This window comes from Pseudomonas sp. MH9.3 (assembly GCF_034354675.1).
GTDB lineage: Bacteria > Pseudomonadota > Gammaproteobacteria > Pseudomonadales > Pseudomonadaceae > Aquipseudomonas.
The window spans coordinates 4354236-4370412 of the sequence record NZ_CP133785.1; the positions used below are offsets into that span (position 1 = coordinate 4354236).

15 protein-coding genes are annotated in these 16177 nt (G+C 62.5%); 9 read left to right on the top strand and 6 right to left on the bottom strand.

Annotation, left to right across the window (positions count from 1 at the left end):
• Window positions 1–13: 13 nt before the first annotated feature.
• Complete coding sequence (locus RHM60_RS19270; RefSeq protein WP_322212508.1) at window positions 14–904, bottom strand: LysR family transcriptional regulator; 891 nt, start codon at window positions 902–904, stop codon at window positions 14–16.
• A 153-nt stretch (window positions 905–1057) separates the two neighbouring features.
• Between RHM60_RS19270 and RHM60_RS19275 the strand changes: the two genes are divergently transcribed.
• From RHM60_RS19275 to RHM60_RS19315, 9 genes are all read left to right on the top strand, one after another.
• Entirely contained in the window at window positions 1058–2548 is a 1491-nt protein-coding gene (locus tag RHM60_RS19275) for an aldehyde dehydrogenase family protein (RefSeq protein ID WP_322212509.1), read from the top strand.
• 106 nt (window positions 2549–2654) lie between these two features.
• Window positions 2655–3938: an NAD(P)/FAD-dependent oxidoreductase gene (locus RHM60_RS19280; RefSeq protein WP_231422400.1), complete on the top strand. Its 1284-nt coding sequence runs from the start codon at window positions 2655–2657 to the stop codon at window positions 3936–3938.
• A 373-nt stretch (window positions 3939–4311) separates the two neighbouring features.
• Entirely contained in the window at window positions 4312–5448 is a 1137-nt protein-coding gene (locus tag RHM60_RS19285; RefSeq protein WP_057009736.1) for a branched-chain amino acid ABC transporter substrate-binding protein, read from the top strand.
• 202 nt (window positions 5449–5650) lie between these two features.
• Window positions 5651–6565: an ABC transporter permease subunit gene (locus tag RHM60_RS19290; protein WP_003236186.1), complete on the top strand. Its 915-nt coding sequence runs from the start codon at window positions 5651–5653 to the stop codon at window positions 6563–6565.
• Between the two features lie 2 nt (window positions 6566–6567).
• A complete protein-coding gene (livM, locus tag RHM60_RS19295) occupies window positions 6568–7845 on the top strand; it encodes a high-affinity branched-chain amino acid ABC transporter permease LivM (protein ID WP_209987960.1) in 1278 nt (425 codons plus the stop codon).
• Window positions 7842–8717 carry an ABC transporter ATP-binding protein gene (locus RHM60_RS19300; protein WP_322212511.1) on the top strand — a complete coding sequence of 292 codons (876 nt, stop codon included), beginning with the start codon at window positions 7842–7844 and terminating at the stop codon, window positions 8715–8717. Before livM ends, RHM60_RS19300 begins: the two co-directional genes overlap by 4 nt.
• Complete coding sequence (locus tag RHM60_RS19305; RefSeq protein WP_209987966.1) at window positions 8714–9430, top strand: ABC transporter ATP-binding protein; 717 nt, start codon at window positions 8714–8716, stop codon at window positions 9428–9430. The genes RHM60_RS19300 and RHM60_RS19305 overlap by 4 nt, the downstream gene beginning before the upstream one ends.
• A 694-nt stretch (window positions 9431–10124) precedes the next feature.
• Window positions 10125–10889: an SDR family oxidoreductase gene (locus RHM60_RS19310; RefSeq protein WP_209987969.1), complete on the top strand. Its 765-nt coding sequence runs from the start codon at window positions 10125–10127 to the stop codon at window positions 10887–10889.
• Window positions 10890–11093: 204 nt separating this feature from the next.
• Complete coding sequence (locus RHM60_RS19315; protein ID WP_231422403.1) at window positions 11094–11999, top strand: cation diffusion facilitator family transporter; 906 nt, start codon at window positions 11094–11096, stop codon at window positions 11997–11999.
• Window positions 12000–12350: 351 nt separating this feature from the next.
• Here RHM60_RS19315 and RHM60_RS19320 read toward each other — a convergent pair whose 3' ends face one another.
• From RHM60_RS19320 to ureE, 5 genes are all read right to left on the bottom strand, one after another.
• Window positions 12351–13460 carry an AGE family epimerase/isomerase gene (locus tag RHM60_RS19320; protein ID WP_322212513.1) on the bottom strand — a complete coding sequence of 370 codons (1110 nt, stop codon included), beginning with the start codon at window positions 13458–13460 and terminating at the stop codon, window positions 12351–12353.
• A 171-nt stretch (window positions 13461–13631) separates the two neighbouring features.
• On the bottom strand, window positions 13632–14204 hold the full coding sequence (locus tag RHM60_RS19325; RefSeq protein WP_322212514.1) for a HupE/UreJ family protein: 573 nt from the start codon (window positions 14202–14204) through the stop codon (window positions 13632–13634).
• A gap of 23 nt (window positions 14205–14227) precedes the next feature.
• The gene (gene ureG, locus RHM60_RS19330) at window positions 14228–14842 is read right to left on the bottom strand and encodes an urease accessory protein UreG (RefSeq protein ID WP_003236172.1); all 615 of its coding nucleotides are present in this window, start codon (window positions 14840–14842) and stop codon (window positions 14228–14230) included.
• A 23-nt stretch (window positions 14843–14865) separates the two neighbouring features.
• Complete coding sequence (locus RHM60_RS19335; RefSeq protein ID WP_231422405.1) at window positions 14866–15540, bottom strand: urease accessory protein UreF; 675 nt, start codon at window positions 15538–15540, stop codon at window positions 14866–14868.
• Complete coding sequence (gene ureE / locus RHM60_RS19340) at window positions 15537–16037, bottom strand: urease accessory protein UreE (protein WP_209987985.1); 501 nt, start codon at window positions 16035–16037, stop codon at window positions 15537–15539. The genes RHM60_RS19335 and ureE overlap by 4 nt, the downstream gene beginning before the upstream one ends.
• Window positions 16038–16177: the final 140 nt, after the last annotated feature.

Here is a 16177-nt window from a genome sequence, read left to right on the forward strand (position 1 = left end):
GGTATTCCACGCACTAAATGACTTGCTCCATCATCCACTTCACAAATTCGCGCACCTTGGGCACCTCTGCCGAATGCTCCGGATACGCCAGGTAATACGCATCCTGGCTGGGCATCGCATGCTGCCAGGGAATTACCAGCTTGCCCTCGGCCAGTTCCTCTTCCACCAGAAACCTCGGCAACAAGGCCACGCCACAACCGACCTGCGCGGCACGAATGCACATGTAGAAGGTGTCAAAACGTGGCCCGTGATAGCCGTGTTCGGTATGAAGCCCCTGATCGGCGAACCAGTCATGCCAGCCCTGCGGGCGTGAGGCGTTTTGCAGCAGCACCAGGTCGCTCAATTGCGTGGGGTCGGTGAACGGCGTCGCGGGCAGGCTTTCCGGGGCACACACCGGCACCAGTTCCTCGCTGAACAGCTTCAGGCTCTCGGTGCCGGGCCGCGAGCCCTGGCCGAAGTAGAAAGCCATATCGGCCTTGCCTTGCAGCAGTTCGTCCGGTTCCTGCTCGTTGCACAGGTCCAGATGAATCTGCGGGTGACGCAAACGCCAGCCCTTGAGGCGCGGCACCAGCCAGCGCGCGCCGAAGGTGTAGGGCGTGGACACGCGCAGCACTTCGGTCTCGCCGCCGTAGGAGCGTAGGTAGTGGGTGGACATCTCCACCTGCGTGAGGATCTTGCGCACTTCCACCAGGTAAAGATCCCCCGCCGGGGTCATCTGCAAGCGGCGGCGCACCCGGCGAAACAACAGGTGTTGCAGCAACTCTTCCAACTGCGCCACCTGCTTGCTCACCGCGCTTTGCGTGAGGTTGAGTTCCTCGGCGGCGCGGGTGAAGCTCAGGTGGCGGGTGGCCGCTTCGAAGCACTGCAGGGCGGTGATCGAGGGCAAATAGCGTTTGTTCAGCACGGCACGCCTCTTTTTATTCTTTGCATGAATAAACGGAATGATATCTCGCCTAATCGTCGTTTGTTGGCAAGTCTTGGGCCAGCTACAAATAGGCCCTGAATTGCCGTGCGTGTGGCGGCGCGATTTTTTGTGTGCAGATTGAAGGAGTGACCCATGGTTGCCGCATTGCTTGATCGTCTCGGGGTGAGCCCGGCGCTGTACCAGGCGGGTAAACAGCCCGTGCATTCGCCGATTGATGGCAGCCTGATCGGCAGTGTGCACTGGGAGGGTGCCGCCGAGGTGGAGCAACAGGTCAGTCGCGCCGAGCATGCATTCGACGCCTGGCGCAACGTGCCGGCACCGCGTCGCGGCGAACTGGTGCGCCAGTTTGGTGATGTGCTGCGCCAATACAAGGCCGACCTGGGCGAACTCGTGTCCTGGGAAGCCGGCAAGATCACCCAGGAAGGCCTGGGCGAAGTGCAGGAGATGATCGACATCTGCGACTTCGCCGTCGGCCTTTCGCGTCAGCTCTACGGGCTGACCATCGCCTCCGAGCGTCCCGGCCACCACATGCGTGAAACCTGGCACCCGCTGGGCGTGGTCGGCGTGATCAGTGCGTTCAACTTTCCGGTGGCCGTGTGGGCGTGGAACACCGCCCTGGCGCTGGTGTGCGGCAATGCGGTGATCTGGAAACCGTCGGAAAAGACCCCGCTCACCGCCCTGGCCTGCCAGGCATTGTTCGAGCGCGTGCTGAAGACCTTCGACGGCGCTCCGGAGTACCTCTGCCAGGTGATCATCGGTGGTCGCGATGCGGGCGCCGCGCTGGTGGATGACCCACGCGTGGCGCTGATCAGCGCCACCGGCAGTACGCGCATGGGCCGCGAAGTGGCGCCGAAAGTCGCCGCACGCTTTGCCCGCAGCATCCTCGAGCTGGGCGGTAACAACGCGATGATCCTCGGCCCCAGCGCCGACCTGGACATGGCGGTGCGCGCCATCCTGTTCAGCGCCGTCGGCACCGCCGGCCAGCGTTGCACCACCCTGCGCCGCCTGATCGCCCATGAGTCGGTCAAGGAGGAAATCGTCACCCGCCTCAAGGCCGCCTATGCCAAGGTGCGCATCGGCCACCCGCTGGAAGGCAACCTGATCGGCCCGCTGATCGACAAACACGGTTTCGACGCCATGCAGGACGCCCTGGAACAGGCGTTGAGCGAAGGCGGCAAGGTGTTCGGCGGCCAGCGCCAGTTGCAGGACAAATTCCCCAATGCGTACTACGTGTCCCCGGCCATTGTGGAAATGCCTGAGCAGAGCGACGTGGTGTGCACCGAAACCTTCGCGCCGATCCTTTATGTGGTTGGCTACAGTGACTTTGCCGAAGCCCTGCGCCTGAACAACGCCGTGCCCCAGGGCCTGTCGTCGTGCATCTTCACCCTTGATGTGCGCGAAGCCGAGCAATTCATGTCGGCGGTGGGCAGCGACTGCGGCATCGCCAACGTCAACATCGGCCCGAGCGGCGCGGAGATCGGCGGCGCGTTCGGCGGCGAGAAAGAAACGGGCGGCGGGCGTGAATCGGGTTCGGATGCCTGGCGCGGGTACATGCGTCGCCAGACCAACACCGTGAACTACTCGCTGGAGCTGCCGCTGGCGCAGGGCATTACCTTCGACTGATTCCCCAAGGCGGAGCGCGGTCAATGTGGGAGGGGGCTTGCTCCCACAGTTGATCGCATTTGCACATCAAGAATGGTTGTTTGTTGGGTCTCATCGGAGTCTGGCAATGGCACTGCGCGAAGCATGTTTGTGGGAACACCTCACCCCCGGCCGGCCCGACCGCGCCGCGCTCAAGGGCGAGGTCAAGGTGGATGTGTGCGTGATCGGCGCCGGCATCACCGGGTTGTCGGCAGCCATTCACCTGCTGGAGCAGGGCAAAAGCGTCGCCGTGCTCGAAGCCCATCGCACCGGCCACGGCGGCTCTGGGCGTAACGTCGGGCTGGTGAATGCGGGCCTGTGGATCCCGCCGGACGAGATCGAAGCCGGTTTTGGCGAAGCGGTGGGCAGCCAGCTCAACCGTATGCTGGGTGCGGCGCCGTCGCTGGTGTTCAGCCTGGTCGACACATACAACATCGATTGCCAATTGCGCCGCGAGGGCACCTTGCACATGGCGCACAACGCCCGGGGCGAGGCGGATTTACGCAGTCGTGAAGAACAGTGGAAGCGCCGTGGCGCGCCGGTCGAGCTGCTGACCGGTCAGGCCTGTGAACAGGCCACCGGCACCCGCAAAATTTCCGCCGCCCTGCTCGACAAGCGCGCCGGCACGTTGAACCCGATGGCGTATACCACGGGGCTGGCGAATGCCGCGGCCGGCCTGGGCGGGCAGATGTTCGACCATTCCCCGGTGACGCAATTGGAACGCCAGGGCGCGAACTGGTCGGTGCAGACGGCCCAGGGTTCGGTGCAGGCGGCCCAGGTGGTGATCGCCTCCAATGCCTACACCGAAGGCGAATGGACCGAGTTGCGGCGCAATTTTTTCCCCGGTTATTACTATCAGGTCGCCTCCGCGCCGCTCACCGATGATGCCGCCCGGCAAATCCTCCCCGGCGGCCAGGGGTCATGGGACACCCGTCAGGTGCTCAGCAGCATTCGCCGCGATGCCGATGGCCGCCTGTTGCTCGGTAGCCTGGGCAACGGCAATCAGAAGCCGGGCTGGTTCCTCAAGGCGTGGGCTGATCGGGTGCAACAGCATTACTTCCCGTACCTCAAATCGGTGCAGTGGGAATACACCTGGACCGGCTGCATCGCGTTTACCCCGGATCACCTGATGCGCCTGTTCGAACCGGCGCCGGGCCTGGTCGCCGTCACCGGCTATAACGGGCGCGGCGTCACCACCGGCAGTGTGGTCGGCAAGGCGTTTGCCGATTACCTGTGTCACCAGAATCCCCAGGCCTTGCCGATACCGTTTGCGCCGATGCAGCCCCTGGCTGGTGTGGGCGTGCGCAGTTGTCTGTATGAAGCGGGATTCTCGCTGTATCACGCCGGGCAATGCCTGCGAATCGTGATCTGAACAGCGACCCGGCGTGTAAAAGCCTGCCTCTTCCTGGCAGGCTTCCCATCTGTATTGGTGCAAGTCGTAGCAATCGCGCACTGTAAATGTGCAGTTCCGTTACGCCTGTTGTTACAGGTGCAGGCGCTGTCGTTTGCGGGTCCGGTTGCAGGTGCCACCGGGTCGGGTTGTACTTTTCTTGCCTGCTGGTTGCACCTATGCCGGCCAGAGGGTTGCACGTACTGGCAAGCGGCGCCGAAACGCCTGCAATAACAATGACACGGTGTCTTTTTGAAGAATAAAAAAGTAATGGCACGCGGCTTGCTCTGAGCTTTCGGTGAAAGGATGGAATGCAAGTCGTCGTGCCTAAAATCAAAAATACGGAGCACCACTCATGTCCCAGACGTTTTACAAGAAAGGTTTTCTGGCCCTCGCCGTTGCAGCGGCGCTGGGTGTTTCTACGTTTGTTCAAGCTGATGTGAAAATCGGCGTGGCGGGCCCGATGACGGGCGCCAACGCCGCTTTCGGTGAGCAGTACATGAAAGGTGCCCAGGCGGCGGCCGATGTGATCAACAAGGCCGGCGGCATCAACGGCGAAAAAATCGTGCTGGTGGCTGGCGATGATGCGTGTGAGCCCAAACAGGCCGTGGCCGTGGCCAACCGCCTGGCCGACCAGGACAAAGTGATCGGCGTGGTCGGGCACTTCTGCTCCTCCAACACCATCCCGGCGTCCGAGGTGTATGACGAGGCCGGCATCATTGCGATCACGCCGGGCTCCACCAACCCGCAAGTCACCGAACGTGGCCTGGGCGCGATGTTCCGCATGTGCGGGCGTGACGACCAGCAGGGCGTCGTCGCCGGCGACTACATCGTCGATGTGCTCAAGGGCAAGAAAGTCGCGGTCATCAACGACAAGGACACCTACGGCAAAGGCCTGGCCGACGCCACCGCTGCCCAGTTGACCAAGCGCGGCGTCAAGCCGGTGCTGGAAGAAGGCCTCACCCGTGGCGAGAAAGACTTCAGCGCCCTGGTCACCAAAATTCGCTCCACCGGCGCCGACGTCGTGTACTTCGGCGGCCTGCACCCCGAAGCCGGCCCTCTGGTGCGCCAGATCCGTGAAGCGGGCCTCAAGGACGTCAAGTTCATGTCCGATGACGGCATCGTCACCGACGAACTGGTCGCCACCGCCGGCGGCAAGCAGTACGTGGACGGTGTGTACATGACCTTCGGTGCCGACCCGCGCAAACTGCCGGACAGCAAGACCGTCGTGGAAGAGTTCCAGAAGAGCGGCTACGAGCCGGAAGGCTACACCCTGTACGCCTACGCATCGGTCCAGGCGCTGGCGGCCGGCTTCAATGGCGCCAAGTCCAACAAGGGCGAAGACGCTGCCAAGTGGCTCAAGGCTCACCCGGTAAAAACCGTCATGGGCGAAAAAGCCTGGGATTCCAAGGGCGACCTGAAAATCTCCGACTACGTGGTTTACCAGTGGGATAAAGACGGCAAATACCACCAGCTGGAAAAACAGAAGTAAGCCTGAGCACCACAGCTCCACTGTGGGAGGGGGCTTACTCCCGATAGCGGTATGTCAGGCAACACCTGCATGACTGACCCACCGTCATCGGGAGCAAGCCCCCTCCCACAGGAGACGGGGCTGTTATCGAGATCTGTTTTTTCCTCCAGAAGCGCCGCACACCCACCCGGTGTGCAGGTGCTCACCGCGTGAGATTTGCGTTATGGATGGTATTTTCCTGCAGCAACTGGTCAACGGCCTGACCCTCGGGTCGGTCTACGGCCTGATCGCCATCGGCTACACAATGGTCTACGGCATCATTGGCATGATCAACTTCGCCCACGGCGAGGTTTATATGATCTCCGCGTACCTCGCGGCGATCAGTCTGGCACTGCTGGCTTACTTCGGCATCGAATCCTTCCCGCTGCTCATTCTCGGCACCCTGATCTTCACCGTGGTCGTCACCGGCGTGTACGGCTGGGTGATCGAACGGGTTGCCTACAAACCGCTGCGCAACTCCACCCGACTGGCCCCGCTGATCAGCGCCATCGGGATTTCGCTGATCCTGCAGAACTACGCACAGATCGCCCAGGGCGCCAAGCAACAAGGCATCCCGACCCTGCTGGCCGGCGCCTGGCGCGTCGATATCGGCAGCGGGTTCGTGCAACTCACCTACACCAAAGTGTTCATTCTCGTGGCGGCGTTTGCCGGCATGGCCCTGCTCACCTACATCATCAAGTACACCAAGCTGGGCCGCATGTGCCGCGCGACGCAGCAAGACCGCAAGATGGCCTCGATCCTCGGTATCAACACCGACCGCGTGATCTCCTATGTCTTCGTCATCGGTGCCGCCATGGCTGCGTTGGCCGGCGTGCTGATCACCCTCAACTACGGCACCTTCGACTTCTATGCCGGCTTCATCATCGGCATCAAGGCATTTACCGCAGCGGTGCTCGGCGGCATCGGCTCCCTGCCTGGGGCGATGCTCGGCGGGATCATCCTGGGGATTTCCGAGTCGCTGTTCTCCGGGTTGATCAACTCCGACTACAAAGACGTGTTCAGTTTCTCCCTGCTGGTGGTGATTCTGATTTTCCGTCCCCAGGGCCTGCTGGGTCGCCCACTCGTGGCTAAGGTGTAAACATGTCTGCTGCCAAACCTATCGATATCAAGAAAAGTGCGGTCGATACGATCCTTGCCGGGCTGATTTCGTTGATCGTGTTCGGTCCGATCGTCGGCGTGGTCCTCGACGGCTACAGCTTCAATCTGGAACCGGCCCGCGTGGGCCTGCTGGTGGCCATCGTGATGGTCGGCCGCTTTGCCATGAGCCTGTTCCTGCAAACCCCCAGGGGCCTGAAGATCCTGCAGGGCTTCGAAAGCAGCGGCTCCGGCGTGCACGTGCGGGCGCCGGACTATAAATCGCGGCTGCGCTGGATCATCCCGGCGCTGATCGTGATCGCCATCGTGTTCCCGATCTTCGCCAACAAGTACCTGCTCACCGTGGTGATCCTCGGACTGATCTACGTGCTGCTCGGCCTGGGCCTGAACATTGTGGTCGGCCTGGCCGGTCTGCTCGACCTCGGTTACGTGGCGTTCTACGCCATCGGAGCCTACGGCCTGGCATTGGGTTATCAATACCTCGGCCTGGGCTTCTGGACGGTGCTGCCGTTGGCAGCCATCGCGGCGGCGTTAGCGGGGTGCATACTCGGCTTCCCGGTGCTGCGAATGCACGGTGACTACCTGGCCATCGTGACGCTTGGCTTCGGTGAAATCATCCGCCTGGTGCTCAACAACTGGCTGTCGTTCACCGGCGGGCCGAACGGCATGCCCGTGCCGTCGCCGACCTTCCTGGGCCTGGAGTTCGGCCGGCGCGCGAAGGACGGCGGGATACCCTTCCACGAATTTTTCGGCATTGACTACAACCCCAATATCAAATTCCTGTTCATCTACATCGTGTTGTTCCTGGTGGTGCTGGCCGTGCTCTACATCAAGCACCGCCTGACCCGCATGCCGGTCGGCCGCGCCTGGGAAGCCCTGCGTGAAGATGAGATCGCCTGCCGCTCCATGGGCCTGAACCATGTGCTGGTCAAGCTTTCGGCGTTCACCATCGGTGCATCGACTGCCGGCCTGGCCGGGGTGTTCTTTGCCAGCTATCAGGGCTTTGTGAACCCGTCGTCGTTCACCTTCTTCGAGTCGGCGCTGATCCTCGCCATCGTGGTACTGGGCGGCATGGGTTCGACGGTGGGCGTGGTGATCGCGGCGTTCGTATTGACCGTGGCGCCTGAGTTGCTGCGCAGCTTCTCGGAATACCGCGTGCTGCTGTTTGGCGTGTTGATGGTGGTGATGATGATCTGGCGACCACGCGGGTTGATCCGCATCAGCCGAACCGGTGTGACCCCACGCAAAGGAGTGGCGCCATGAGCAAGGAAGTCGTTCTGTCCGTGGAACACCTGATGATGCACTTCGGTGGCATCAAGGCCTTGAGCGATGTGAGCCTCAAGGTCGAACGCAACTCGATCTTCGCCCTGATCGGCCCCAATGGCGCCGGCAAGACCACCGTGTTCAACTGCCTCACCGGCTTCTACAAGGCCAGTGGCGGCAAGATCCAACTCAACATCCGCGGCAAGCAGACCAACGTGATCCAACTGCTCGGCGAACGCTTCAAGGTCACCGACTTCGTCTCGCCGAAAAGCTTCTTCAGTCGCGTGTACTACAAGATGTTCGGCGGCACCCACCTGGTCAACCGCGCAGGCCTGGCCCGTACGTTCCAGAACATTCGCCTGTTCAAGGAAATGTCGGTGCTGGAAAACCTGCTGGTGGCCCAGCACATGTGGGTCAACCGCAACATGCTCGCGGGCATCCTCAACACCAGGGGCTACCGCAAGGCCGAGAGCGATGCGCTCGACCACGCCTTCTACTGGCTGGAGGTGGTCGACCTGGTGGACTGCGCCAATCGCCTCGCCGGCGAACTCTCCTATGGCCAGCAGCGCCGCCTGGAGATCGCCCGCGCCATGTGCACGCGGCCGCAGATCATCTGCCTGGACGAACCGGCCGCCGGCCTTAACCCGCAGGAAACCGAAGCCCTCAGCGCGATGATTCGCCTGCTGCGCGACGAACACGACCTCACGGTGGTGCTGATCGAACACGACATGGGCATGGTGATGAGTATTTCCGACCACATCGTGGTGCTCGACCACGGCAACGTGATCGCTGAAGGCGGGCCGGAAGCGATCCGCAACGACCCGAAAGTGATTGCCGCCTACCTGGGCGCCGACGAAGAGGAGCTGGTATGAGCGGGCCTATCCTCGAAATGAAGGACCTGGACGTGTTCTACGGCCCGATCCAGGCCCTGAAAAAAGTCTCGCTGCACATCAACGAAGGCGAAACCGTGAGCCTGATCGGCTCCAACGGCGCGGGTAAGTCCACGCTGCTGATGTCGATCTTCGGCCAACCACGGGCAGAATCCGGGCAGATTCTGTACAACGGCGTCGACATTACCCACAAGTCGTCCCACTACATCGCCTCCAATGGCATCGCACAGTCGCCGGAAGGGCGGCGGGTGTTCCCCGACATGACGGTCGAGGAAAACCTGTTGATGGGCACCATCCCCATCGGCGACAAGTTCGCGCAGGAAGACATGCAGCGCATGTTCGAGCTGTTCCCACGGCTCAAGGAGCGGCGCAACCAGCGCGCCATGACCATGTCCGGCGGCGAGCAGCAAATGCTCGCCATCGCCCGTGCCCTGATGAGCCGGCCCAAGCTGCTGCTGCTGGACGAACCGAGCCTGGGCCTGGCACCGATTGTGGTGAAGCAGATCTTCTCCACGCTGCGCGAGCTGGCGGCCACCGGCATGACCATCTTTCTGGTGGAACAGAACGCCAACCACGCGCTGCGCCTGTCCGACCGCGCGTATGTGATGGTCAACGGCGAGATTCGCCTGACGGGCACCGGCAAGGAGTTGCTGGTGAACGAGGACGTGCGCAGCGCCTACCTCGGCGGGCACTGATCGCTGTGGGAGGGGCTTGCTCCCTCCCACACGGGTTTTGTGTGGTCCGCAAGACCCCTTTCGAAATTGTGGAAAACAAATCCAGCCGCCCTCCAAACCGCGACATATAGCCGCCGCAAATCCCTGTTTTGTCACAGTTTTGACTTGTCCCCATTCGCTGTGGAACCGGCTGTGGGTAACGTGGGTGTAGCTGGCTGAAAGCCTTTAACGCCGTGGCTTTCAGCGCGGTGGTCGTTTATTGATCAGCGGTTTTTTCGTGGCCTGTCGAGGGGTTTGTCAACCTGTTTAAAGACACAGGTATATGACCGATTGATGTCGGATCAGCCTGTGGATAAGTCTGTGACTAAACTCTGGAAAGACCTCCGTAGGGGCCGGATTAACTGGCCTGGAGCCATCGTTCGGTTTTTGCCTTTTCACCCAGGCCTACATACGGCCCGGTCCAGGTCAAGCAAAAAACTTTCTAAAATCGCCTGCGGGCCTTGTGTACAGCGGCCTGGAGCCTTTTCGACTTGCCCCCAAAGACTGTGGGCGCAGTTGTGGATAACCTGCGCGCATATGGCTGCAAGCCACGGTTCATAAGGCGTTGAATAAATCGATCAAAAAATGATCAGTTGGTGTGCCTGGCGGTTGCCGCAAGCGCCGTGTACGGGCATTCTGCTGGCAACTTTTTCCCGATGTTCGCAAGGAGACCACCATGTCCGACACGTTGTTTATTACTGGCGCCACCTCAGGTTTCGGCGAAGCCTGTGCCCGTCGTTTTGCCGAGGCCGGCTGGAAACTGGTGCTCACCGGTCGCCGTGCCGAACGCTTGAATGCGCTGGTCGAAGAGCTTTCCAAGCAGACCGAAGTACACGGCCTGGTGGTGGACGTGCGTGACCGCAAGGGCATGGAAGAGGCCATCGCCAACCTGCCGCCGTCGTTCGCGACCCTGCGTGGGCTGATCAACAACGCCGGCCTGGCCGTGGGCACCGACCCTGCGCCCAAGTGCAGCCTCGACGATTGGGAGACCATGGTCGACACCAACATCAAGGGCCTGCTGACCACCACCAACCTGCTGCTGCCGCGCCTGATTGCCCATGGGCGAGGCGCGGGCATCATCAACCTGGGCTCCATCGCCGGCAACTACCCTTACCCGGGCAGCCACGTGTATGGCGCGTCCAAGGCGTTCGTGAAGCAGTTCTCGCTGAACCTGCGTTGCGACCTGCAGGGCACCGGCGTGCGCGTGACCAACATCGAGCCGGGCTTGTGTGAGAGCGAGTTTTCGCTGGTGCGCTTCGGTGGTGACCAGGCGCGCTACGACGCCACTTACGCCGGCGCCGAGCCGATCCAGCCGCAGGACATCGCCGACACGATCTTCTGGGTGATGAACACCCCGGCGCACGTCAATATCAACCGCCTGGAGCTGATGCCGGTGAGCCAGACCTGGGCTGGGTTTGCGATTGAGCGGGGCGGTAAGTAAGGCTTTAAACCGGGTCGTTGCCATCGGGAGCAAGCCCCCTCCCACACTTGACGGTGTTCACACGTTTGAATGTGAGAACTCAGTCCCCTGTGGGAGCGGGCTTGCCCCGATGGCGTCAAATCGGCCAAAACAGGCCATAAGGTACACTCCCACCCTGAAAACCCCACCGCACCCGGCGGTTCAAAGGTTTTGACGGGAGGAAATGTGAGTAACCGAGGTGAGCAGGCACTGCTCAAACAATCGACGATTCTGATGTTCGCGGTCGCGATCGCCGGAATTGTCACGGGTGTGATATCCGGCGCCCAGTCCATTCTGTTCGACGGCTTCTTCTCGCTGATCGCCACCGCCATCAAGGTGTTGATGCTGATCACGGCCAAGCTGATCGCCAGGAAAAGCAACGAGCGTTTCCAGTTCGGCTATTGGCACCTGGAGCCGATGGTGTTGTTGATCGAAGGCAGTTTCCTGCTGCTGATCGCCCTCTATGCATTCCTCAACGGGGTGTTCGGCATTATCAACGGCGGGCGCGAGATCGAGTTGGGGCTGGTGATCATCTATGCGGCGGTGTTTACCGTCGTCGAGTTCGCTTACTTCTTCTATGTGCGCTACCGCAATCGCACGCTCAAATCATCGCTGATCCAGTTCGACAACATCAGCTGGCTGGTGGACGCGATGCTGTCGATAGGCTTGCTGTTCAGCTTCCTCGCCGCGCTGTTGCTCAAGTCCCGGGGCTATGGCGAGTGGGCCGTGTATGTCGACCCGGCGATCCTGATCCTGCTGGCCCTGAGCATGCTGGCGCCGGCCTTCAAGATCCTGCGTCCGGCGTTGCGCGAGGTGCTGGGGATCGCTCCGGATCACCTGGACGACAAGGTGCGTGAAGTGATGGACGCGGCCCAGGCCAGACATGGCTTCGACGACTACGTGTCCTACGTGCAGAAGCACGGGCGCGCGCGGTTTATCGAAATTCATGTGGTGTTGCCGGCGGATTACCCGGTGGAGAACGTGGCCACCTTCGACAGGCTGCGCGAAGAGATATCCACAGGGCTCGGCACGCCGGATGCGGCGCGCTGGCTGACGATCAGCTTTACCGGGGATCGCAAGTGGATTGCATGAGGCCGGTTAGACCGCGGTGAGGCAATCGCAGGCAAGCCAGCTCCCACATTCAGCACAGTCAAGTGTGAGAGGGGGCTTGCCCTAATGCCGTTCAGTTAAGCCAGCGTGTTTGACGGGGCGCCTAAGATCAAGATCAAGAGCGCGGCGGCCTGAGAGCCGACCGGAATGGTTTGCGAACTCTGTACAAAATGTGGGAGGGGGCTTGCTCCCGATGGCGTCGGCCCAGCAAACATTGATGTTGACTGACCCACCGCTTTCGCGGGCAAGTCGAATCGTCGCACCGCCGCTCCCATAGGGGAGCTGCGCTTAACTGACTGGCATTAGGGCTTGCCCCCGATGAGGCCCGAAAGGTCAGCGCAGATGCTTGATCAGCCCCTGATAGCAAGTCGCCAAATGATAAGGGGTGGTCGACGGCATATCCCGTCGGCTCACGACACCCTTGGCATCCAGGCATTCATGCCAGCCTTTTGCATGCAGGAAATGGTCTTGCAACGCCAGCAATTGGCGCTGCAACACTGCTTCGCTGCCCGGCCGCAACGTCAGCGCGCGCAGGTATTCGGCCTGGGCCCAGATACGCTGAGTGCCGTCACGCACATTGCCGTCTAGGTCGAGCATGCCGCTCACGGCGCCGCTCAGCTTATCCACACCCTTTTGCTCGGCGTAGACAAACGCCCGGCTGAGCGATGCATGCAGCGGCGTGCCGCGCAGCACCTCGGATGAGTCGAGCAGGAAGAACCATTCGAACTGATGGCCCGGCTCGAACCAGTTGTCCACAGCGCCCAGCGGCTTTTCCAGCATCACGCCGTGCCCCGGGTCGATGAAGCGCCGCTGCATGGCCGTCGCCAGGTTCAGCAGGGCGGTTTGCACGTGTGCGTCTTCACGCACCGCCAGGGTGGCGAGGAACGCTTCGGCCAGGTGCATCAACGGGTTTTGCAGCGGGCCGGACGAGAGTGACGACCAGTCGCGCTCCAGCACCGCGTCGTACAGGCCGTCACCGCTGGCGAACCGCTGGGCAACCACTTCGAGCGCGGCATTGAGGACCGACGCCACCAGCGGCTCGCGCACCTTGGCCCAGTAATGGGCGCAGGCGAAGATGATGAAGGCATGGGTGTAGAGGTCTTTGCGCGTATCCAGCGGTTGGCCCGCCGGGTCGATGCTGTAGAACCAGCCGCCGTGTTCGGCGTCATGGAAGTGCTGTTGCAGGGAGCGGAACAGCGCAGCTGCGCGCGCGTGCGCAAAACCGGCCTCGGGCTCGCCGATCAGGCTGGCAAACAGGTACAACTGACGGGCGCAGGCCATGGCGCGGTAGCGCTGGGGCGGCAAGGGCTGGTGATCGGCGTCCAGTGCCTCGTAGGGCAGCGCCAGCTCGGCATTCCAGCCCGGGCCTTGCCAGAGTGGCACGATCAGATCATGGAAATGGTTGAGCACGGTATTCAAAAGCGGTTGGGAAGCGCTGGGCATCGGCTGGCGTCGTCACGGCAGGGGTGTAGGCGCGCATGGTAGCAGGCTTGGGTGCGGTGGTGTCTGCGCCACCGTTATCGCGGGCAAGCCCGCTGCCACATTTTTGAATGGCGAATCCGCTCAAATGTGGGCGCTGGCTTGCCTGCGATGGGGCCGGCACAGGTGCCGAAATCAGCCCGCGAGCAACCACACGCCAGTCGCCGCCGAAGCCGCCCCAGCCACCCGCACCAACGGCGCCGCCGCGGCCGGCAGCACGCGCACCACGGCATAACCGGCAGCATGCAACAGGGCCGTCGCACCGACAAACCCCGCCGCATACGCCCAGGGGCTGGACATCTCCGGCAGTTCCAGACCATGCGCCACGCCGTGGAACAGCGCAAACAGCGCCGTCGCACCCACTGCCACAAACAGCGGCGGACGCACCGCCAGCGCCACCGCCAGGCCCAGTGCAAGCACCGAGGCAGCGATGCCGCTTTCCAGCGCCGGCAATGCCAGGCCTTCAAACCCCAGCACGCCGCCGATCAGCATGGTGCCGACGAAGGTGCACGGCAGCGCCCAGCGTGCCGCGCCTTTTTGCTGGGCGGCCCACAGGCCCACCGCGAGCATGGCCAGCAAGTGGTCGATGCCGCCCAGAGGATGGCTGATGCCGGCCACCAGGCCGTTGTCGCCATGGCCCGGATGGGCGAAGGCCAGGGCAGGGGCCAGCAGCAGTGCGGCGGCGGCGAACAGTTTGTTGAGGCTCATAAACAGGCTCCGTAATGGGTTGATCAGGCGGCGGTCAGCAGGCCCTGGCGTTCGATGAAGGCGACGATCTCGTCCAGGCCGACGCCGGTTTTCTGGTTGCTGAACACAAAAGGTTTACCGTTGCGCATGCGCTGGGTGTCGCTGTTCATCAGCTCCAGCGAGGCGCCCACCAGCGGCGCCAGGTCGATCTTGTTGATCACCAGCAGGTCGGATTTGCAAATACCGGGCCCGCCCTTGCGCGGCAGCTTGTCGCCGGCCGACACATCGATCACGTAGATAGTCAGGTCTGACAGTTCCGGGCTGAAGGTGGCCGACAGGTTGTCGCCGCCGGACTCCACCAGGATCAGGTCCAGGCCGGGAAAGCGCCGGTTGAGCTGGTCGACCGCTTCGAGGTTGATCGAGGCGTCTTCGCGGATCGCCGTGTGCGGGCAGCCGCCGGTTTCCACACCGATGATGCGCTCCGGCGCCAGGGCCTGGTTGCGCACCAAAAAGTCGGCGTCTTCGCGGGTATAAATATCGTTGGTGACCACGGCCAGGTTGTAGCGATCGCGCAGCGCCAGGCACAGGGCCAGGGTGAGGGCGGTCTTGCCGGAGCCCACCGGGCCGCCGATGCCGACACGCAGGGGTTGTGAGTTCATGTGCTTCTCCACATCAAGGGAATTTAGGAACGGAACAGGCGGCTGTATTGGCGTTCGTGGGCCATGCACGCCAGAGACAGGCCGAACGCGGCGCTGCCTGTTGAGTTGGGGTCGATGCGTGCGGCGTCCTGCTGGGCCTGCTGCAGCAGCGGCAGCAGTTCACTGGTCAGGCGCTGCGCGGCTTGCTGGCCCAGGGGCAGGGTTTTCATCAGCACCGCCAGCTGGTTTTCCAGCCAGCTCCACAGCCAGGCGGCGAGGGCGTCGTCGGGGCTGATGTGCCAGGCGCGCGCGGCCAGGGCCCAGCCCAGGGCCAGGTGAGGTTCGGCGCGCAGAGCGAGAAAGTCTCGGGCCGCGTCATCCAGTTCGGGCAAGCCATTGAGCAGCTGCTGCAGCGAGTAGCCCATCTGCCGGCTCTCCTGGTACAGCTCGCGGGTCTCACGGCTGGCGCGGTGCTCTTCGCACAGGTGCGCCAGTTGCGACCAGTCATCAACAGCGGCGGCACGGCAGTGGGCGAGCAGCAGCGGCGCTTCGAAGCGCGCCAGGTTAAGCAGCAACTGGTCGCTGATCCAGCGGCGTGCGCTGGCGGCGTCCGGCACGCGGCCGTTGTCCACGGCCATTTCCAGGCCCTGGGAATAGCTGTAGCCGCCAATCGGCAATTGCGGACTGGCCAGGCGCAGCAATGCCCAGGCTGGATTCATGTACGCACGCCGAATTGATGCAGTTTGGGCGGGTAGTTGAAATCTTCATCGCCATGGCGCGAGTGATGATGGCCGCCGCCGTAGGCACCGTGTTCCGGCTGGAACGGCGCCTCGATGGTTTCGGCCTGCGCGCCCAACTGTTCAAGCATCGCCTTGAGCACGTAGTCATCGAGCAGGCGCAACCAGCCATCGCCGACTTGCAGGGCCACGTGGCGGTTGCCCAGGTGGTAGGCGGCGCGTGTCAGTTCAAACGCGCTGCTGCAGGTGACGTGCAGCAGCTGTTCTGGCCGTGCGCACACGCGTACCACCCGGCCGTCTTCAGCCTGCAGGTATTCGCCGTCATGCAGCGGTGGCTGGCCACGCTCCAGAAACAGGCCGACGTCTTCGCCGTCGGCACTGAAACAGCGCAGACGGCTTTTGCTGCGGGCTTCGAAGTTGAGCAGCAGCTCGGCGGCCCATTGGGCCTGGGGGGCGATTCGGCGGTGGATCACCAGCATCAGAGGGCTTCCAGCTATGAGCGATAACGGAGCTAGAGCAAGGGGCTTGCCAACCCGGGGCGGGTTGTAGGAATTGCCTGTCGGCGCGCGCCGTTGTGCCTCCGAATAGGGCGGCGGCTTGTTCAGGGCGTGACTCAATG